Consider the following 20,280-nt stretch of genomic DNA (forward strand, 5'->3'; position numbering starts at 1 on the left):
CATGACTGAACACAAGCCAGCGGTGACGCTGCCACATACCATGTTCATCAACGGCGAAAAGACCGGCAGCGCTGCGGGCAAAACCTTCCCGATCTTCAATCCGGCCACCGCGGAAGCAATCGCGCAGATCCCCGACGCGTCGGAAGCGGATATCGATCACGCCGCTAGAACCTCGAAAGCCGCCTTCGAATCCGACGCGTGGCGCAGAATGCCGCCGGCCATGCGCGAAGGATTGCTGCTCAAGCTCGCCGACCTCATGGAGCGGCATAGCGACGAACTCGCCACGCTGGAAACGCTGAATCAAGGCAAGCTCATCGGCTTCTCGAAGATGCTGGAAGTCGCGGGCAGCGTGCAATGGTTGCGCTATATGGCCGGCTGGGCGACCAAGATCGAAGGCACGACGTTCGATCTGTCGATCCCCTTCCCGCCGGGCACGCGCTACAACGCGTCGACGAGGCGCGTGCCGGCCGGCGTGGTCGCAGCAATCGTTCCGTGGAATTTCCCGCTGCTGATGGCGGTATGGAAAATCGCCCCGGCGCTGGCCTGCGGTTGCACGGTAGTGCTCAAACCGGCAGAAGAAACGCCGTTGACCGCCATCCGGCTCGCTGAACTGGCGTATGAAGCGGGCTTCCCTGCCGGCGTATTCAACGTGGTCACCGGCCGAGGCGAAACCACCGGCGCGGCGCTCGTCCGGCATCCGCTGGTGAACAAGGTCACGTTCACCGGATCGACCGAGGTCGGGCGCATCATCGGCCGGCAATGCGCCGACGATCTGAAGCGCGCGTCGCTCGAATTGGGCGGCAAGAGCCCGGTAATCGTGCTCGACGACTGCGACCCGCGCAAGGCTATCGAAGGCGCGGCCAGCGCGATCTTTTTCAACCATGGGCAGGTTTGCACGGCAGGCTCGCGCCTGTACGTCGCACGTTCGATTTATGACGAAGTCGTGCAAGGCATCGCAGCCGTTGCCGACGGCATCACACTCGGCTCCGGTTTCGATGCCGCGACGCAGATGGGCCCAATGGTTTCCGCGCGGCACCGCGACAAGGTTGCCGGCATGATCGCGCAAGGCAAGGACGAAGGCGGAGAGATCGTGTCGCGCGATGCGCGCGTGGAGAGCGACGGCTACTTCGTGCGGCCGACGGTGATCGCCAATCGCACCCGCAAGCCGCTTTCCGTCGTCAAGGAAGAGGTGTTCGGACCGGTGCTGGTGGCCATGCCCTACGACGACATCGATGAAGTGCTGATTGAGGCGAACGCCTCCGAGTACGGACTCGGCGCGAGCGTCTGGACCAACCAGCTCGACAAGGCGTTGCGGCTGGTGGATGGCATCGAGGCCGGAACCGTCTGGGTCAACACGCACAACATGGTCGATCCGGCCATGCCGTTCGGCGGCTTCAAGGCGTCCGGCATCGGCCGCGAACACGGCAAGGCGATCATCGACACCTATACGGAGAGCAAGTCGGTCTGTATTGCTTATTGATGACGGGCCGCCTGCGCGCCGCTTGTCAGGCAGGCGCCGCGCAGGCAAACCAGTAAAATACCGGGACATCGCGCTACCGCGCCTCACCTCCCGGTCGAACATCTTGAAACGCAAAATGCCCGCGCTGAATGCGCTCAAAGCCTTCGAAGTGGCCGGCCGCACGGGCAGCTTTACCCGCGCCGCGGAACTGCTCAACGTCACGCAAAGCGCGGTCAGCCGCCAGGTCCGGCAACTCGAGGCACAACTGGGCGAGACGCTGTTGCAGCGTCATCACCATCATCTGGAACTCTCCGCCGCCGGCCGGATTCTTCTGCAGGCGTTGCAGCAATCGTTCGACCGGATCGAACTCACGGTTCGCGGGCTGCAGGAGAAAACTCACCGCAACCGTCTGCGTATCAATGCGCCGCCCACCTTCACGAGCCGCTGGCTGATGCCGCGTCTCGGCCGCTTGCGTGACGCGCATCCGCAGCTCGAACTGAGTCTGTCGACGCGCGTCGACGATAACCTCGCGGAATCCGGCGTGCTCGACTGCGCGATCCGCTTTGGCAATGGCGAGTGGGAAGGCGTGGATAGCCGGCTATTGATGAACGAGCGGCATATCGCCGTCTGCTCGCCCGCCTTGCTCGCGCGAGCGGCGGGCCGTGCGGCGATCGACCTGAATCAGTTCACGCTGCTGCACGTGCTGGCGAGCGCCGATCAGCGCTACCTCACCTGGCAGCATTGGTTGAAAGCGGCGGGAATTGAAAACGTCGATACGCGCGGCGGTTACGAATTCGATCTGCTCGACCACGCGATTCGCGCCGCGATCGACGGACTCGGCGTGACGATCGCCGACCGTCACATGATCGCGCGCGAACTCGCGGAAGGCCAACTCGTGCAGGTGCTGAACGTGCATGTGGACGGGCATCAGTCGTACTGGTTCGTCACCCGTAGCGAGCAGGACGATCTGCCACACGTCGCGCTGTTTCGCGACTGGCTGCAGCAGGAGATCTGGTTGAGCGGACGCGCGCTCGATGCGTCGGAATCGGCGCCTATGAGCGACGAGGATTGAGGCGTGCGTTGCAGCACCGAGCGGCATTGCGACGCGTCACACACGCCACATCGTATGAAATAAAAACCGCGCCGATGGCATCGCATCGGCGCGGTTTCTTACTGTGCGGTGGCCTGCCCGACAACCGCCGGGCCCATCACGCCGTCAAGCCGCGGCAGCCAGCTCGGCCACGTCGGGACGGTACGCGGCCTGACTCGCCGCGTCCGCGAGAATCATGTCGGCGCCCTTTTCCGCGACCATCATGGTGGGCGCATTGATATTGCCCGACGTGATATTCGGAAAGATCGATGCATCGACCACGCGCAGGCCGGCAAGGCCATGCACGCGCAACCGCGCATCGACCACCGAGGTGCGCGGATCGTCGCCCATCGCGCACGAACCGCACAGGTGGTAGATCGACCCCGATTGCTCGCGGAAGTACTGCAGAAAACCTTCCCGCGTGTTCACCTGCGGTCCCGGCGAAATCTCCTCGACCGTAATCGCCTTCAGTGCCGGCGAAGCCATCACCTTGCGCACCAGTTCGCAACCCTGGATCACTTCGCTGATGTCTTTCTCCGTGCTCAGCGCATTGATACGGATCTTCGCGGCGTCCTCGGCGCGATTCGATGCGATCTCGATCGAACCACGGCTTGTCGGCCGGCACGGATTGAATGCCAGCAGAAAGCCCGAATACGGTTCAGGTTCGAGATTCGCCTTATTGCTCTTCGGAATCCGGTACGACAGCGGATTGAAGTACAACTGCAGGTTCGGCTGCGCCTCGCGTTCGCTGCCCTTGAAGAAGCCGCCCGACTGGTTCACGCTCATCGCGAGCGGTCCCTTGCGCGTCAGCAGATACTGCAGACCGAGCTTGAGCTTGCCGAGCAACGGCCGCATCTCGTCGTTCAGCGTCTTCATGTTCGAGCGGTAGTAGAAGCTCACGCACAGATGATCTTGCAGGTTCTGGCCCACGGCGGGCAGATCCTTGACCATTGCGATGCGATGCTTCGCCAGTAACGCGCTGTCACCCACGCCGGAGAGTTGCAGCAGCTTCGGCGAATCGACCGCGCCCGCGGACAGGATCACTTCGCGCGTCGCCATGAATTGCCGTGCGACACCGTTCTGCGTGACGCTCACGCCGATCGCGCGTTGGTTGCCGTCGAATAGAACGCGGCTTACCAGCACGTCGCGCTCGACCCGCAGGTTCTTGCGTGAGAGCACCGGATGCAGATACTCGAAACTGCTCGACGAACGCTGCCCGTTGCGCGTATTCACGTCGTAAATACCAGCGCCTTCGAATTGCGCGCCGTTGAAGTCGTCGCTGCGCTGGTAGCCCGCCTGATCACAGCCCTTGAGGAACACATGGCAGATCGGATGCACCGCGTCTTTCATCGGCGAGATGCGGATCGGGCCGTCGGCACCGTGATATTCCGTGTTGCCGAGCGGATGCGATTCGAGCTTGCGGAAATACGGCAGCACGTCGCGAAACGCCCAGCCCCTGTTGCCGGCAGCGGCCCAATCGTCGAAATCGTGCGGCTGGCCGCGCACGAAGATCATCGCGTTGATCGAGCCCGAGCCGCCTTGCACCTTGCCGCGAGGACAATAAATCGGCCGGTTGTCGAGTTCCTTTTCCGGCTCGCTGTAGTACATCCAGTTGTAGGTTTCGTTGTAGTACGTCTTGGTGAAACCCACTGGAATCTTGAACCAGAACGAGCTGTCCTTGCCGCCTGCTTCGAGCAGCAGCACCGAGTATTGGCCCGACGCCGACAGGCGATTGGCGAGAATGCAGCCCGCCGAACCCGCGCCGACGATAATGTAATCGTAGTTCATGCTCTATATCGCCAGACGGCGCTCAATCCATTGAAAGCGTATTGGTGAAACTCGCCAGATCAAACCACGCTCAACCCTTTGCCGGCGCGAGATCCTTCACGTCGGCCGGCTGCGCCGCCATCTGCAGATGCAGGCGCTCGCCGGTGTAAGGCGTGTGCTGCCTGACGACCTCCATATTCAGCTCGACGCCGAGACCCGGCTCCTGCGAAGGAATGATGTAGCCGTCTTCCCATTGAATCGGCTTCTTCAGCACGGCCGCATGAAAACCGTCCCACGTGCCGATGCTTTCCTGAATCAGGAAGTTCGGTGTGCAGGTGGCGAGCTGGATGCTGGCCGCCGCGCCAATCGGCCCGTTGTACAGATGTGGGGCGATCTGCGCGTAGTACACCTCGGCCAGCGTCGCGACTTTCTTCGCTTCGAGCAGGCCGCCCACACGAGCCACATTCAACTGCAGAATCGACGCGGCGCCCGCTTCCAGCAACTTGAAGAATTCGTACTTGGTGGTAAGGCGTTCACCGGCGGCAATCGGAATGCTGGTGTGTTGCGCGACCTGCGCCATGGCGCCTTCCTGGCCCGGCGGCACCGGCTCCTCGAACCACAGCGGATCGTATTTTTCGAGGCGTTTCGCGAGCCGGATCGCCGACGAAGGCACCATCTGCCCGTGCGTGCCGAACAGCAGGTCGGCCTTGCTGCCCACCGCTTCGCGCACGCGCCGGCAGAAGGTTTCGCAACGATCCAGCACTTCCATCGACAACTGATGACCCGAGTACGCCGTGTACGGCCCGGCCGGATCGAACTTCACCGCTGTGAACCCGCGTTTGACGTTTTCAGCCGCGCATTCGGCCGCCAGATCCGGATCGTCGTAGTCGTATTCGCCGCGGCTGTTCTTCGGATACAGGTACGTGTATGAACGCAGCCGCTGATTCACCATGCCGCCGAGCAACTCGTACACCGGCTTGCCGGCCGCCTTGCCGATAATGTCCCAGCACGCCATTTCCAGGCCGCTGACCACGCCCATCATCGTCAGATCGGGGCGTTGCGTGAAACCGCTCGAATACGCCTCGCGCCAGAGCCGCTCGATATGGTGCGGGTCCTTGTCGAGCAGATAGCGGCCGAAAACGTCGTCGATGATATGAGTCATCGCTTTCGGGTGGAACGTCGCCGAATAGATTTCGCCGACGCCTTCAATCCCGCAATCGGTCTTGAGCTTGACAAAGATCCAGTACATGCCGCCCACGTGCGGCGGCGGTACGGCGACGATATGCGTTTCGAGCGAGACAACTTTCATTTACGCAACCTCTTTTCTATTGAGCATGTTTCTCAGCGCGAGCCCGGCAAAGCCGCCGAGCGCCGCCATGGCGGCGACATAGCCGAAGTAGAGCTGGTAGCCGAAGACGCCCGGGAACGTCTGCGTCAGATAACCGTTGATGAGCGGCAGGAACACGTCCGGCGAATAACCGAGCACGGAGATCAGGCCGATCGCAAGACCCATCGTGGCGACCGGAATATTGCAGCGGTCCAGCAGCGACCAGTACAGGCCGCGAATCGCGTAAGTCAGAATACCGATGAACAACACCAGGAAAACCAGCAGCACGTGGCTCGAAATACGCGGCGCCGCCATCAGTCCCACGAGCGACAGCGCGGCGAGAAAGAGCGCGATCACGAGCACCGACACCTTCGAATAGCGGTCGCCCAGAAAGCCGCCACCAATGCCGCCGATCGGCCGCATCCACAGCTTGAGCGTGGTGATCGTGCCGGCCATCACGACCGTCAGGCCGATCTCACCTTCATGCAGATACGCAGAGAAACTGTAAGTGGCCCAGAACACCTGATAGCCGCAGAACACAATGGCGGCAACCAGCCACAGTTCGGGAATCTTCGCGAGCGTCTTCAGGTCGACCAGCACGTTGTTGCGTTGACGCGCGGCGCGATTGGCGGCTGCGTCTTCGGTGCCTTGCGGGTCTTTGACAAGCGCGAGCACGACGCCGAGCGCAATGCACAGAAACGCGTACATGTACACCACCAGCTTAAAACCGGCCGCGACCGGTGCACCTTTGGTTTGCGTCATCCATGCGAACAGCGTGATCGCGATTGTCGCGAGCATGGCTTCGATCAGGCCGCGTCCGCCGTCGAGCAAGCCGAAGAAACGACCCTGCTCATGCGTGCCGGCGATCATCGTCACGCGTTTGATGACGGCGGCCCAGAACGTCAGGCCGGTCGACAAACCCCAGCCGCCGAAGATCATCATCAGCATGGGAAACGACGGCGCGGTCGAATACCACAGCCCGAGCGCGCCGGTGGCGATCAGCGAAAAACAGATCAGCAGACGCGTCGCGATGCGGTCCGCGAGCCAGCCGCTCGGCAGATAACTCACCAGAAAAATCGTGCCCAGCGACGAATACAGATATCCGAGTTGGCTATCGGTGATGTGGAACACTTCGAGCATGGTCGGCTGATACACCTGCCGCAGATACAGAATCGGGTAGATCGCGCCGGCTGCGATCACCAGCAACATCAGCTGGATATAGCGCTGCGTCTTGCTGTCTTGCAGTGCGGCCTGCTCGTCGCCTAAAGCGAGCGATGCGTTGGTTCGAACGGGTTGGGATGACACGTGAGCGCTCCTCAGAGACACAGCACCGGCCCACCGGCCCGCCGGGTCTCCAATATGTTTTGTTATGGACTGGCAGCGGTTTGCTGCGCTTCTTTGGGTTGCAAGGCAGACACGCGCCGTGGGTTCGACGTGCGGTGCGTGCCGGTTCAGCTTCAGTACTTCATGACCACGAGACGGGTTTGGGTGAATTCGAGCATGCCGTGCTTGCCGTCGTCGCCGCCGAGGCCCGAACGTTTCCAGCCGGCGTGAAAGCCCTGATACGGATCGGCCGGCGTACGGTTCACATACAGCTCGCCTGCCTCGATGCCGTTGGCGATCTTCATCGCACCGCGATAGTTCTCCGTATACAGCACCGACGACAAACCGAATTGATGGTCGTTGGCCATCTCAAGCGCTTCGTCCAGCGTGCGGTATTTGACGACCGGCATGATCGGACCGAACGTTTCTTCCTGGATGATTTCCATGTCCTGGCGGCAGTTCGACAGTAACGTGGCCGGGTAGAAGAAGCCTTTTCCTTGCGGCAGCTTGCCGCCGGTTTCGAGCTTCGCGCCTGCCGCGACCGCACGTTCCACCATCGCGTGAATCGACTGGCGTGACGCTTCGTTGACGAGCGGCCCCATCAGCGAGGGCTGTTCGCTGCGATCGCCGCTTTCCACCGCGCTCATATGCTTTTTCAGCAGCGCGACGAACCGGTCATGCACGCTTTCCTGCACGTAGACCCGTTCGATCGCCGTGCACAACTGACCGCAGTGCGTGGTCTTGGAAGCGACCAGGTCGCGCGCGGCTTTCTCCAGATCGGCATCGGCCTCGATAATCGCGGGCGTCTTGCCGCCCAGTTCCAGCGATGGCTTGGCGATATTCGCCTTGCAGTAGTCGAGTACCTTGCGGCCCGCGCCGACGCTGCCCGTCAGCGTGATCATGCCGACCTTGGGATGCGTGCAGAGCGCTTCTGCGGTCGCATGATTCATCGCGAGAATGTTCACCACGCCCGCGGGCATACCGGCCTTCTCGACCGCTTTGGCGATTTCGAATGCGGAAGTCGGCGTGTTGTTGCTCGGGCGCACTACGACCGTGTTGCCGGCGATCAGCGCCGGCGCCACTTTGCGCATGAACGTGTAGACGGGATAGTTGAACGGAATCAGACACGCCACCACGCCGATCGGCTCGCGATGCAGCACGAGGTTTTCGTCGGGCGCATCGCTCGGAATCACTTCTCCTTCGATGCGGCGCGCCCACTCCGCGTGATAGCGGGTGATCTGGCCGGCGTAGATCGCCTCGTTGGTGGCGTCGGCCACGCTCTTGCCCGACTCCAGCGCGAGCGCCGCGCCGATGGCCGGCGCGCATTCGGTCAGCGCATCGGCGAGTTTGTGCAGGTAAGCCGCGCGCTCGGTCGAAGGCAGCTTGCGCCAGCCTTTTTGCGCGACCGCGGCGGCCTCGACAGCGGCGATGGCTTCAGCTTCGGTGGCGCCCGTCACGTGGGCAATGACGGCCTCCGTGGCCGGATTGTAGACGGCGATGAGCTCGCTGCCAGCGGTTCCTGTCGCGGGTTCGTTGAACCGGCCGTTAGCAAAATTCCGATCGAGTCGCATGGTCGTCTCCTGAAAAGCATTGGTGCGAAAAACGCATCGCCCTCGGCTATGGCTTGTCTGCCAAAGGTGCATGGACGGAATTTTTCTCTGCGTCACCGCTGGCCACAAGCGAATAATTTGCGGGACAAACATTCTAAAAAATCACGTTTATCCAGGGATGTGCCTCATTCGCGATCGGCCTCCCAACTTGCAGAATCCGGGCTTTGCCAAAAAGCAGCGGGCGTCGAAGGCATTCGGCCCGCTCACTACCAACGTCTGGAGCTCAAGATGAAAAAGAACCGCATCGCGACCGCCGCATTCATGGCGCTCACGTCACTCACCTCACTGGCCGCGTCCTCGGCCTTCGCCCAAAGCAGCGTGACGCTGTACGGCGTACTCGACGAAGGCATCGACTACACCAACAACGCCGGACACGGCGCGGTTTGGGAAATGGCGAGCGGCTACGCGCAAGGCAGCCGCTGGGGCATGAAGGGTGCGGAAGATCTGGGCGGCGGCATGAAGGCCGTGTTTCAACTGGAAAATGGCTTCGACGTAAGCTCCGGGCGGCTCGGCCAGGGTGGCCGCATGTTTGGCCGGCAGGCCTACGTGGGGTTGAGCGACAGCCGCTTCGGCACGGTCACGCTGGGGCGCCAGTACGATTCCGTGGTCGATTACCTCGCTCAGACCACCGCCAACGGCAACTGGGCCGGCTACCTCTTCGCGCATCCCTACGACAACGACAACACGGACAACTCGTTCCGTCTCGGCAATAGCGTGAAGTATGCGAGCCCGGAGATCGCGGGCTTCCAGTTCGGCGGCGTGTACAGCTTCAGCAATGACACCAGCTTTGCGAACAACCGCGCGTACAGCTTCGGCGGCCAGTACGCGAACGGCGGCCTGCTGGTGGCCGCTGCCTACATGCAGGCGGACAATCCGGGCGTGGGCTCCACCGGCGCGATCACCGCCAACGACGCGAGCTTTATCGCCGGACGCATGCGGGTGTTCGGCGGCGGCATCAACTACACGTTCGGCTCGGCGACGGCAGGTTTTGCGTACACCAACTCGAACTACAAGAATCCGACCGGCAACGGCTATATCGGCATTCCGCTGGCCGCGCCGGGCGTGACGTTGAATACGCTGAAGTATCAGAACTTCGAGGTGAACGGCAAATACCAGTTCACGCCGGCGTTCTTTGTCGGCGCCCAGTATGTGTACACGATGGAGAACTACGACGCGTCGTCAGGCAGTGTGAAGCCGAAGATCCACTCGGTGGGGTTGATGGCGGATTACAACCTGTCGACGCGCACCGACGTTTATGTGCAGGGCGAGTACCAGAAGGTGGCGGGCGATTCGACTCACTCGATTCTCGACAACGCGTTCATTCCTGGCGTGCAGGCGCCTTCGTCGACGAGTACGCAGGTCGCTGTTCGGGTCGCGCTGCGGCATAAGTTTTAAAGCAGTGGGGGCTTCGCGTCCGCATCGTCGTAGGATCGCCCCCCCCTCTCAGATCTACTTCTCCTCCTGCTCGCGGCCCTTGAACAGCCGCGCACTCGACAGAATGGCGAGCGCGATGGCCACGCTGAGAATCGCCGTGGCTTCGCGCCCGAGCCCAGACGCCACGCCAACACCCGCGCTCAGCCACAGGCTCGCCGCCGTCGTCAGGCCGCGCACTTCGCGCTCGGCGCTGAGCTTGATGATGGCGCCCGCGCCCAGAAAGCCGATACCCGACACGAGTCCTTGCAACACCCGGCTCATGTTGTCCTGCGAAAATCCGGCCTGCAACGGCACGACCACGAACAAGGCCGCGCCCACCGCCACCATCATATGCGTACGCATGCCGGCATCGCGCCGCGACAACTCACGCTCGAAACCCAATATGCCGCCGAGTATCAATGCGAGCCCGAGGCGCATCAGCACCTGGGTGACGTCGGCCACGCTGCCGAGATCGGAAAATTCTGCCTGGGCGGTCGCCCACACCACGTGCCACCCGTTACTCATTACATTTACCTGACGCAAAGAAAACGCCAAGCATACGGCAATACCGCCGCTTTGCGTACCTCACCCCGTCGACGTCTTCTTCACGAATGCGTTCACCACGGCTTCCAGCTCTTTTGTGATCGTCGTCATTACGCCGGCCACCACGGCGAACTCGCGGCCGGTCACTTGTGCACGGCTCGCCACGATCTGTCCGTTGAACGACACGATGTGCGCTTCTTTCGCGATCCCCTTGATCCGCTCGATCAGTTGCTGCTGCTCCTTCTTCTGCAAGCGCGCTATGCGCCGGCTTTCCTGCTCGTAGACGGCGGTGACACCGTGCAGTTGTGTCAGCAACGGATCCACGGAGTCGACCAACGCCTTCAGCGCATCGTCAGCGCGCGGTGACGCGCGCCCGATCGCCTCTAACGCAGCCGAAGCCAGCGCGATAAAGTCCGCGATCTTCGCGGCCACTTTCCCGCTGCCGTGAAACGCTTCGCGCAGCGCCGGAGAAAACAGGCCGGGCAAGCCATCGCGGCCTTGCGTCAGCACCGTATGACTGTCGGCAAAGGTGTTTAACGTGTCGCGCGCGATCGCCAGCGCGCCGTCGAACTGCTGGAACGCCAGCATCGCTTTCAACACGATGCGCTGCGAGAGCATCCGTTGACGTCCCGCAAGATTGATCAACGAGCTCAACACCTCGCTGGAGACGTCCGTGTCGGACGTGTGTGCGTGAACCCGTTCTGTCGTGATGCTCATGTCAACTTCTTATGATTGTGATCGGCCCCGTCGCGCGACACGGTCCCCGGCCCCCGGCCTGTGCGTCGATGCGCAGGCCGGGTTGAGCGCATGACCCGGTTACTCCGTTGCGTGCGCGTGCATCACACCGGAGTGCATCGACCACGCCATCCACGGACGGCGCAGCGCGACGATCGCAAGGAACGCGCATGCCGCCAGCGCGCCGAACGTCGCAAAGCCCATCTGATAGCTGCCCGTGCTTTCCTTGGCGATACCCATGACGACCGGCAGATAGAATCCGCCGATGCCGCCTGCCGCGCCGACAATGCCCGACATCAGACCCGTACGGCCGGCCCAGCGATGCGGCACCAGCTGGAAGGTCGCACCGTTGCCGAGGCCAAAGGCCACATACAGGCACAACAGCAGTGTGATGCCGCCCGCCATCGAAGGCATGGCAGCGGCGAACACGAAGTCGCACAACGAGATGATAGCGAGCAGGAAGGTCAGCGCGCGCACGCCGGACACCTTGTCGGCGATCAGGCCGCCGAGCGGTCGCACCATTGCGCCGGTCGCGGCGAGCAATGCCATGAAGAGACCCGCGTCGATCTTCGAGAGCTGATAGAGGTTGGTCAACAGCAGCGAAACATATGAGGACATGCCGACGAAACCGCCGAACGTAATGCTGTACACCAGCATGATCGCCCACGTGTCACGCTCGGCCAGCACCGCGCGATAGCGCTTGGGCAGCACCGCGATGGCCAGCAATGCGCCGATCACCGGCAACAGCAGCACACCGGTCTTGCCGGAGCCGAACATGCCGGCTTCGACCAGCAGCACCAGCACGATCAATCCGGCGAGCGTCACCGCGAAGCTGCCGAATGCGCGCAGCACGCTACCCGATTTCACGCCCGAATCATTGGCCCAGAAATAGAGCGTGATCGCCGCGATCGCGAGCAACGGAAGTGCGCCGCCGGCGGCCATCTGCCAGCCGTAATGCGTGGCCAGCTGCGGGAACAGGAAGCCGTCGAGCACCGCGCCGATATTGCCGGCCGCGGCGAGGCCGAGCACGAGACCTTGCACCTTCGGCGGATAGTTGCTGCCGGCCATCGGCAGCGCCACAGCGAAACTTGCGCCGCCGACGCCGAGGAACACGCCGAGCACCAGCAGGACCGTGTATGACGGCACGGAAGGCATCAACGGCAATACGATGGTCGGCACCGCCGACAACAGCACGCCCATCAATGCAATGCGCTTGCCGTGAGCGGATTGATACAGATTACCCAGCGTAACCCGTAGAATCGCGGCCGACAGCACCGGCACCGCGACCAGCAGTCCCTGTTGCGCGGGCGTCATCGCTATGCTCTTGCTGATGAACGGCGCGAGCGGTCCATACAGGACCCAGACGGTAAAGCCGGTGTCGAAATAGAGGAAACACGCCACCAGCGCGCGCCAGTCCCCACTCTTTAGGGAGCTCATCACGTTTTTCATCAGACATCCTCACAAAACTGATTTTTCGACTATCCGGCAGATTGCGCCACGCGCTACGCACCGGAATGATCACGATGTTGAAAACCGGCATGAACATGCAACCTCCATGCCATCCGGCTCCGTCTTTTGAAGCTTCACTGCGTACTCGTTGAAACCTTGAAACGGTGAACGCACTCGTCGCTCTGAAAAGCGTGCGGCTATCAATAAACGTCGCGTGCGTAGCGTTTTTCCTGCGCGAGGCGGCTCACGTAGTCGAGCGCTTTCTCATCGCTCATGCCGCCGTGCCGGGCGACCACTTCCTTGAGCGCCGCATCGACGTCTTTCGCCATCCGGTTCGCGTCGCCGCACACGTAGAAATGCGCACCGTCTTCGAGCCATGCCCACAATTGCGCACCCTGCTCGCGCATGCGGTCCTGCACGTAGACCTTGTCCGCCTGATCGCGCGAGAACGCGACGTCGAGACGGGTCAGCACGCCGCTGTCGCGCATCGATTCAAGTTCGTCGCGGTAGTAGAAATCGGAGGCGGCATGCTGCTCGCCAAAGAACAGCCAGTTGCGTCCCGTGTCGCCACGTGCACGCCGCTCGTGCAAGAAGCCGCGAAACGGTGCAACGCCAGTACCGGGCCCGACCATGATCATCGGAGTTTCCGAACCATGAGGAGGACGAAAGTGTGCGGACTTCTGCACGAACACGGGAACGTTGACATCGCCCGCGCGATCCGCGAGAAAAGTAGACGACACGCCTTTGCGATGACGGCGCCCGTTGCTGTAGCGCACGGCGGCAACCGTCAGATGAACTTCGCCGGCATGGGCCTTCGGGCTCGAGGCGATCGAGTAAAGACGCGGTTGCAGACGCTTGAGCATGCCGGTCAATTCGGTTGCCGTGAGGCGCACCGGAAATTCGTGCAGCACGTCGGCGATCTGCTGGCCCCACAACCACTGTTTGAGGTCGGCCTTGCGCTCGGGCGCCAGCAGATCGCGTAGCGCGCCGTTATTGCTGCGTGCGGCGACAAACGCGAGCAGATCCGAATTCGGTCGCGCGATCTCGTAGTGCCTGGCGAGTGCATCGGCGAGACGCATTTCGCCCGCGCCCGCCACATTCACGGCGGCATCCGCGCTCAAACCGCTCAGCCCGATCAATTCGTCGACCAGTTCGGGACAGTTGCTTGGCCACACGCCAAGCGCATCTCCTGCTTCGTATTCGAGTCCCGAGTCGCCCGTGTGCAGCGAGAAGTAACGCGTGTCTTTCGCCGCGCCCTGCTTGTTCAGGCGCAGATTGCTCACGAGCCGCGATGCGGCGGGCCGCGTCTTGCTCGGCACCGTGCCCGGCACCACCGCGTTGACCATGCCGCCGGGCGGCACCGCGTACAGCGCGGCGTCCTCTTCCTTGATGCGCACGATGATGCGATCGAGCCACGCATCCGCGCTCTCCTGATACTCGCTGTCGCAATCGACGCGGTCCATCAGCCGCAGCGCGCCTTGCTCGGCGAGCCGCTGGTCGAGCCGACGGCCATGTCCGCAAAACTGGTCGTAGTTGCGGTCACCGAGCGCGAGCACCGCGAAGCGCACGCCGTCGAGCCGAGGCGCGCCCTCGCCGTTCAATTGCGTCCAGAAACTTTGCGCGTTGTCGGGCGGATCGCCGTCGCCGAAAGTGCTTGTCATCAGCAGCACGTATTGCGCCTTGGCAAGCATTGAGGCCGGATAGTCCGCCATACACGACGTGCGGATTTCGAAGCCCGACTCCATCAAACGAGTCGCATAGCCTTCGGTCAGCGACTCGGTGTTGCCGGTTTGCGAGGCCCACAGCAAGGTGACCTTGGGACGCGCGCGCACAATGCGCACGCCCGATACTTGCGATGCTTGCGATGCCTGCGCATGCGAGGCCGCAAGCGGAGCGGCGGCAATCGTCGCACTGCGGCTATAAAGACCGGCTAGCAAGCCGTCCACATACAGGCGGCTAGTGGTATCGAACGGAGCGTTGCCGGGCAGAACCGGCACGCTGTCGACGCCCTGCGCTTCCGCTGAACGCAGGCCGCCAACGAAGCCGGCCAGATAGACCCGCTGCTGATCGTTGAACGAAGGTGCGAGCGTCGGCGGCAACTGCAACAGGCCGGTGAGTGCATTGATACGGGGCATATCCAGATCCTCGGCGCTTGCCGATACGGTGTTCTCCTGCGCCGCGCTCACGGCTACGGCAACGGATGCCTCGGCGAGCACCGTATCGTCGTCATTCAGAAGCGGCTCCGTGCTGTCGGCCACAACGGGACTCAACGCGACCGCACAAAACTTGAGTTCGGGCTGCTGCGAGACCGGGTCGATCGCATCGCTCGTTACGGCGTTGATGCACAGGTCGTCGCCGAATACATCGTTCCAGTGCATCGGCGCAAAGCAGTTGCCCGCGCTCACGCGCTCGGTCACGACAGCCGGCAACACCGCGCGGCCGCGGCGCGAGCGAATCTCCACCGGGTCTTTTGCCTTGATGCCGAGCGTGGCGGCATCTTCCGGATGAATCTCGACAAACGGACCGGGGTTCAGCTTGTTGAGCATCGCGACCTTGCCGGTCTTGGTCATCGTGTGCCATTGATGCTGCAAGCGGCCGGTATTCAGCACGATCGGAAACTCACGATCCGGCAATTCGGCCGGCGCCGCGTAAGCACGCGCGAAAAACATTGCCTTGCCGCTCGCGGTCGGAAAGACGAGCCGCGGACGGCTGCCGTCCGGCAGTTCCTTGAGTGTCTGGCTCACTCCGTTGTTGAGGTAGCGAACCGGATTGCGCTCGGCGCAATCGTCCGATGCAAGCGGCCATTGCAACGGCGTTTCTTTCAGACGACGATGGCTCGCGCCGCGCAGGTCATAGCCGGTTTTGGGATTCGACGCGCGGGTGATTTCCGCGAAAACTTCCTCGGCGCTCGCGTAAGTGAAAGCCTCCGCGTAACCCATTTCGCAGGCAATGCGCGCGATGATCTGCCAGTCCGGCAGCGCAGCGCCCGGCGGCTCAATCCCTTTTTGCATCAGCGTGACGTTGCGCTCGGAGTTGATCATCACGCCTTCGGCTTCGGCCCACAGCGCCCCGGGCAATAGCACGTCGGCGTATCGGTTGGTCTCCGTGTCGAGGAAAGCGTCTTGCGCGATCACGAGTTGCGCCGCGCGCAAGCCGTCGATCGCGTTCTGACGATTCGCCACGCTCGCCACCGGGTTCGTGCAGATGATCCAGCACGCCTTGATCTCGCCCGCCGCCATGCGTGTGAACATGTCGATCGTGCCGTTGCCCACTTCCGGTTTGAGCGTGCCCTTCCGAATGCGCCACAGGTCTTCGATAAACGCGCGGTCTTCTTCGACTAGCACCGAACGCTGGCCCGGCAATCCCGGTCCCATGTAGCCCATTTCGCGGCCGCCCATCGCATTGGGCTGGCCAGTCAACGAAAACGGTCCGCTGCCGCGGCGGCAAATCTTGCCCGTTGCCAGATGCAGATTGCAGATCGCGTTGGTGTGCCACGTGCCGTGCGTACTCTGATTCAGGCCCATGGTCCAGCAGCTGATCCACTCGCTCGCGGTGCCGATCATCTGCGCGGCCGCACGCAGATCGTCGAGTGCGATGCCGGTGATCTGCGCGACCTTCTCCGGCGTGTAGTCGGCGAGAAACGCAGGCATCGCGTCCCACCCCTCGGTAGCGTCGGCGATGAAAGCGGCATCCGTATGGCCGTTTTCGTGCAGCAGATGCAGCAAGCCGTTGAGCAACGCCAGATCGGTGCCCGGCTTGATCTGCATAAAAAGATCGGCCTTCTCCGCCGTCGTGTTGCGGCGCGGATCGACGACGATCAGTTTGGCGCCGGCCTTCACGCGATCCAGCATGCGCAGGAACAGAATCGGGTGACAGTCGGCCATATTCGCGCCGATCACGAAGAACAGGTCGGCATGATCGATGTCTTCGTACGATCCCGGCGGGCCGTCCGCACCGAGCGACAGTTTGTAGCCGCTGCCCGCGCTCGCCATGCACAGGCGCGAATTCGATTCGATGTTGTTGGTGCCGACGAAGCCTTTGGCGAGCTTGTTGACGAGGTACTGCGCCTCGATCGACATCTGACCGGACACGTAAAACGACAGCGCATCCGGTCCATGTTCGTCGAGCAGGCCGCGCAAACGCCCCGCTGTGGTGCTGATCGCCTGCGCCATGGGCAGCGGCGCCGGGTCCTGGCCACGCGCATGGCGCACGAACGCATCTTCAAGACGCCCGGACTTGCGCAACGCAACGTGCGCCGATTGCCCCTTCGTGCACAGCCGGCCGAAGTTGGCCGGATGCTCCTTGTCGCCGGAGATCTTCACGACCTGCCCGTCCTCGACATGCAGCACCATGCCGCAGCCAACGCCACAGTAAGGGCACACGGTTTTCACGTTAGTGGAGGACATGGCGGGCAAGATCACTCGAAAAGGTTGCAGACAATCCGTGGCTCAAACGGCGACCCACACCTGGCCGTTTTCGACTCGCGCGGCGAACGCGCCGACGGAATACGCCGGTGTTTCCAGGCACTCGCCGGTCCGCAGGTCGAAGTGATGCTTGTAGATCGGCGAAGCGACCACGATGCGCTCGCCGAGGCTGCCGATCAGCCCGCGCGACAGCACCGCCGCCTGCGAGCCGGGGTCGAAGTTGTCGATGGCGAACACGGTGGCGTCGGCGTCACCGTTGTCAACGTGAAAAACCGCGACCTGCTCGCCGTTGACAAGCGCGCAAACGCCCGTGTTGGGCACGATGTCGTCGAGCGGGCAAACCGGTGTCCAGGCGCGTGGCAGGCGATCGTTGTTCATGACGGAAGTCCTCGGTGAAGGGTGCAAATCAATCGGACGGTTTCGACGACGACGGGAATCGCGGCGAGCTTCGCGTGGCGCTCCGCGGGCGTGGCCGGCCGGATCTGGCCGCGTTCCTCGACGAAAGCGACGTTGCTGTCGGATTCGCCGCTGTTGACGAAATGACGGAAGCGCTTGCGCGTTTCGGGATCGGTGACAGCCTTCTTCCATTCGCACTCGTAGGTGTCGACCACGTGCTGCATCTCCGACTCGAGTTCGTCCGCCACGCCGAGGCGATCGTTGACAACTACGTCGATCAGATACTCAAGGCCGCCTTCGAGGTTGTCGCGCCACACGCTGGTGCGTTGCAGACGATCGGCGGTGCGCACGTAAAACATCAGGAAGCGGTCGATGTAGCGCACCAGCGTTTCTTTATCGAGGTCCGAAGCGAGCAGCTCGGCATGGCGCGGTTTCATGCCGCCGTTGCCGCACACGTAGAGATTCCAGCCCTTCTCGGTCGCGATGATGCCGACATCCTTGCCCTGTGCTTCCGCGCACTCGCGCGTGCAGCCCGACACGCCGAACTTGATCTTGTGCGGCGTGCGCAGGCCCTTGTAGCGGTTCTCGATCTCGACCGCGAGGCCCACCGAATCGCCTACGCCATAACGGCACCACGTCGAGCCGACGCACGACTTCACGGTGCGCAGCGACTTGCCGTAGGCGTGGCCCGATTCGAAACCGGCGGCGATCAGCTCTTCCCAGATGAGCGGCAATTGTTCGACGCGCGCGCCGAACAGATCGACGCGCTGACCGCCGGTGATCTTCGTATAGAGGCCGTATTTCTTCGCCACCTGCCCGACCGCGATCAAACCGTCGGGGGTCACTTCACCGCCGGCCATGCGCGGCACGACCGAATAGGTGCCGTCGCGTTGAATGTTGGCGAGGTAGTAGTCGTTGGTGTCCTGCAACGACGCGTGCTCCTTCTTCAGCACGAACTCGTTCCAGCACGACGCGAGAACGCTCGCCACCACTGGCTTGCAGATATCGCAGCCTAGACCATGACCGTGCTTCGCGAGCAGTTCGCCGAAGCTGCGCACGCCTTCCACCCGCACGATGTGATACAGCTCCTGGCGCGAATACGGAAAGTGTTCGCAGACGTGATTGTTGACCGCGAGACCCTGCTTCTTCATCTCGGCTTTCATCACCTGCGTGACGAGCGGCACGCAGCCACCGCACGAAGTGCCGGCGCTGGTGGCGCATTTGAGTGCGCCGATGTCCGTCGCGCCCGCGCAGACCGCGGCGCATAGCTCGCCCTTCGAGACGTTGTTGCACGAGCAGATCTGCGCGCCCGCGGGCAACGCCTCCACGCCGAGCGCGGGCTTCGCGTTGCCGTCCGCCTGCGGCAGGATCAGGAATTCGGGCGACGCCGGCAGCTCGATGCGGTTCAACATCATCTGCAGCAGCGTGCCGTATTCGCCGGCGTCGCCCACCATCACGCCGCCCAGCAGGTATTTGCCGCACTCCGACACCACCAGCTTCTTGTAGACCTGCTTGCGTTCGTCGCTGAACTGGTAGGCGCGGCTGCCCGGCGTATTGCCGTGCGCGTCGCCGATGCTCGCTACGTCCACGCCCATCAGCTTGAGCTTGGTGCTCATGTCGGCGCCGACGAATTCGGCCGTGCCACCGTGCAATTGCTTCGCCACCGCGCGGGCCATTTCATAACCCGGCGCCACGAGGCCGAACAACTGGCCGTTCCATAGCGCGCATTCGCCGATCGCATAGATGTGCGGATCGCTCGTGCGGCAGGCGTCATCGATCACGATACCGCCGCGCGGGCCGAGTGTCAGACCGCTCTCGCGCGCCAGATCGTCACGCGGACGAATGCCCGCCGAGAACACGATCATGTCGGTGTCGAGGTGGCTGCCGTCCGCGAATTGCATGCGGTGCGTGCCGGCCTCGCCGTCCACGATCGCCGTGGTGTTCTTTTGCGTGTGCACCGTCACGCCCAGTTCCTCGATCTTGGTGCGCAGCACGCGGCCGCCGCCGTCGTCCACCTGCACGGCCATCAGACGCGGCGCGAATTCGACCACGTGCGTTTGCAGGCCCATGTCGCGCAGCGCCTTTGCGCATTCGAGACCGAGCAGTCCGCCGCCGACCACCGTGCCCGTCTTCGAGCGCGCACCGCATTCGCGCATCGCTTCGAGGTCGTCGATAGTTCGGTACACGAAGCAATCCGCGCGTTCACGGCCCTGCACGGGCGGCACGAACGGATAGGAACCGGTGGCGAACACGAGCTTGTCATAAGGCAGCGTTTCGCCCGTCGATACCTTCACGGTGCGCGCGTCACGATCGATCGCCACGGCCTTTGCGTTTAACTTGAGCAACACGTTTTGCCGCTCGAAGAAACCCGGCTCGACCAGCGACAGGTCGTCCGCCGACTTGCCCGAGAAGAACTCGGACATGTGCACGCGGTCGTAGGCCGGCCGCGATTCTTCGCTCAGCACCGTGATGTCGAGGCCATGCGCGGCGTCTTGTGCAAGGCACTCGACCAGTTTGTGGCCGACCATCCCGTGACCGATAACGATGATTTTCATGACCGCGGTTTCCTCAATGTGCTGGTTGCGAGCGCCGTCGGGCGGCAGGTGGCGAAAGCGATTCCGGAAATAAAAACGGCGTCCCGCGAACCCAGTCGATGACTGAGTTCGGGGGACGCCGTTGTCCTGACCTGTGCTGCGGCGAGTACTTTGTGTTGCACTCGCAACGGATCCACGTTGATCCGATGG

The 20,280-nt window shown here is 62.6% G+C and carries 13 protein-coding genes; 3 read left to right on the top strand and 10 right to left on the bottom strand.

Annotated elements, in window-relative coordinates; genetic code table 11:
• Position 1: 1 nt before the first annotated feature.
• Together styD and BLW71_RS06460 are read left to right on the top strand one after the other, a co-directional pair.
• The gene (styD, locus tag BLW71_RS06455; protein ID WP_091794221.1) at positions 2 to 1,480 is read left to right on the top strand and encodes a phenylacetaldehyde dehydrogenase StyD; all 1,479 of its coding nucleotides are present in this window, start codon (positions 2 to 4) and stop codon (positions 1,478 to 1,480) included.
• A gap of 115 nt (positions 1,481 to 1,595) precedes the next feature.
• A complete protein-coding gene (locus tag BLW71_RS06460) occupies positions 1,596 to 2,531 on the top strand; it encodes a LysR substrate-binding domain-containing protein (RefSeq protein WP_091794223.1) in 936 nt (311 codons plus the stop codon).
• A gap of 144 nt (positions 2,532 to 2,675) precedes the next feature.
• Here BLW71_RS06460 and BLW71_RS06465 read toward each other — a convergent pair whose 3' ends face one another.
• The 4 genes from BLW71_RS06465 to aldA form a co-directional block, all read right to left on the bottom strand.
• Positions 2,676 to 4,337, bottom strand: coding sequence for a GMC family oxidoreductase (locus BLW71_RS06465; RefSeq protein ID WP_091794225.1), 1,662 nt, complete (start codon positions 4,335 to 4,337; stop codon positions 2,676 to 2,678).
• Between the two features lie 70 nt (positions 4,338 to 4,407).
• Positions 4,408 to 5,625 (bottom strand): mandelate racemase/muconate lactonizing enzyme family protein, encoded by a 1,218-nt coding sequence (locus BLW71_RS06470; protein ID WP_091794227.1) that lies wholly within the window; start codon positions 5,623 to 5,625, stop codon positions 4,408 to 4,410.
• Positions 5,626 to 6,948 (bottom strand): MFS transporter, encoded by a 1,323-nt coding sequence (locus BLW71_RS06475; protein WP_091794229.1) that lies wholly within the window; start codon positions 6,946 to 6,948, stop codon positions 5,626 to 5,628.
• A 152-nt stretch (positions 6,949 to 7,100) separates the two neighbouring features.
• Positions 7,101 to 8,537, bottom strand: a complete 1,437-nt coding sequence (gene aldA / locus BLW71_RS06480) for an aldehyde dehydrogenase (protein WP_091794231.1) — start codon at positions 8,535 to 8,537, stop codon at positions 7,101 to 7,103.
• Positions 8,538 to 8,804: 267 nt separating this feature from the next.
• Between aldA and BLW71_RS06485 the strand changes: the two genes are divergently transcribed.
• Positions 8,805 to 9,971, top strand: coding sequence for a porin (locus BLW71_RS06485; RefSeq protein ID WP_091794233.1), 1,167 nt, complete (start codon positions 8,805 to 8,807; stop codon positions 9,969 to 9,971).
• Between the two features lie 54 nt (positions 9,972 to 10,025).
• Here the strand turns inward: BLW71_RS06485 and BLW71_RS06490 are convergent, their stop codons facing one another.
• The 6 genes from BLW71_RS06490 to nirB all read right to left on the bottom strand — a co-directional run bounded on the left by BLW71_RS06490 (position 10,026) and on the right by nirB (position 20,091).
• Positions 10,026 to 10,514 (bottom strand): MgtC/SapB family protein, encoded by a 489-nt coding sequence (locus tag BLW71_RS06490; protein WP_091794235.1) that lies wholly within the window; start codon positions 10,512 to 10,514, stop codon positions 10,026 to 10,028.
• A gap of 60 nt (positions 10,515 to 10,574) precedes the next feature.
• Positions 10,575 to 11,249, bottom strand: coding sequence for a type IV pili methyl-accepting chemotaxis transducer N-terminal domain-containing protein (locus BLW71_RS06495; protein WP_091794238.1), 675 nt, complete (start codon positions 11,247 to 11,249; stop codon positions 10,575 to 10,577).
• A 99-nt stretch (positions 11,250 to 11,348) separates the two neighbouring features.
• Positions 11,349 to 12,716: an MFS transporter gene (locus tag BLW71_RS06500; protein ID WP_091794240.1), complete on the bottom strand. Its 1,368-nt coding sequence runs from the start codon at positions 12,714 to 12,716 to the stop codon at positions 11,349 to 11,351.
• A 200-nt stretch (positions 12,717 to 12,916) separates the two neighbouring features.
• Positions 12,917 to 17,122, bottom strand: a complete 4,206-nt coding sequence (locus BLW71_RS06505) for a bifunctional nitrate reductase/sulfite reductase flavoprotein subunit alpha (RefSeq protein WP_091794242.1) — start codon at positions 17,120 to 17,122, stop codon at positions 12,917 to 12,919.
• Positions 17,123 to 17,164: 42 nt separating this feature from the next.
• Positions 17,165 to 17,518, bottom strand: a complete 354-nt coding sequence (gene nirD / locus BLW71_RS06510) for a nitrite reductase small subunit NirD (RefSeq protein ID WP_091794244.1) — start codon at positions 17,516 to 17,518, stop codon at positions 17,165 to 17,167.
• A complete protein-coding gene (gene nirB, locus BLW71_RS06515) occupies positions 17,515 to 20,091 on the bottom strand; it encodes a nitrite reductase large subunit NirB (RefSeq protein WP_091794246.1) in 2,577 nt (858 codons plus the stop codon). Before nirB ends, nirD begins: the two co-directional genes overlap by 4 nt.
• Positions 20,092 to 20,280: the final 189 nt, after the last annotated feature.

This window comes from Burkholderia sp. WP9 (genome assembly GCF_900104795.1).
GTDB lineage: Bacteria > Pseudomonadota > Gammaproteobacteria > Burkholderiales > Burkholderiaceae > Paraburkholderia.

Bases quoted from the DNA above. Each gene is read 5' to 3' on its own strand.
- BLW71_RS06495 (WP_091794238.1), bottom strand. From the start codon at position 11,249: ATGAGCATCACGACAGAACGGGTTCACGCACACACGTCCGACACGGAC.
- nirD (WP_091794244.1), bottom strand. From the start codon at position 17,518: ATGAACAACGATCGCCTGCCACGCGCCTGGACACCGGTTTGCCCGCTC.
- styD (WP_091794221.1), top strand. From the start codon at position 2: ATGACTGAACACAAGCCAGCGGTGACGCTGCCACATACCATGTTCATC.
- BLW71_RS06485 (WP_091794233.1), top strand. From the start codon at position 8,805: ATGAAAAAGAACCGCATCGCGACCGCCGCATTCATGGCGCTCACGTCA.
- BLW71_RS06465 (WP_091794225.1), bottom strand. From the start codon at position 4,337: ATGAACTACGATTACATTATCGTCGGCGCGGGTTCGGCGGGCTGCATT.
- BLW71_RS06500 (WP_091794240.1), bottom strand. From the start codon at position 12,716: ATGAAAAACGTGATGAGCTCCCTAAAGAGTGGGGACTGGCGCGCGCTG.
- aldA (WP_091794231.1), bottom strand. From the start codon at position 8,537: ATGCGACTCGATCGGAATTTTGCTAACGGCCGGTTCAACGAACCCGCG.
- BLW71_RS06460 (WP_091794223.1), top strand. From the start codon at position 1,596: ATGCCCGCGCTGAATGCGCTCAAAGCCTTCGAAGTGGCCGGCCGCACG.
- BLW71_RS06505 (WP_091794242.1), bottom strand. From the start codon at position 17,122: ATGTCCTCCACTAACGTGAAAACCGTGTGCCCTTACTGTGGCGTTGGC.
- BLW71_RS06470 (WP_091794227.1), bottom strand. From the start codon at position 5,625: ATGAAAGTTGTCTCGCTCGAAACGCATATCGTCGCCGTACCGCCGCCG.
- BLW71_RS06490 (WP_091794235.1), bottom strand. From the start codon at position 10,514: ATGAGTAACGGGTGGCACGTGGTGTGGGCGACCGCCCAGGCAGAATTT.
- nirB (WP_091794246.1), bottom strand. From the start codon at position 20,091: ATGAAAATCATCGTTATCGGTCACGGGATGGTCGGCCACAAACTGGTC.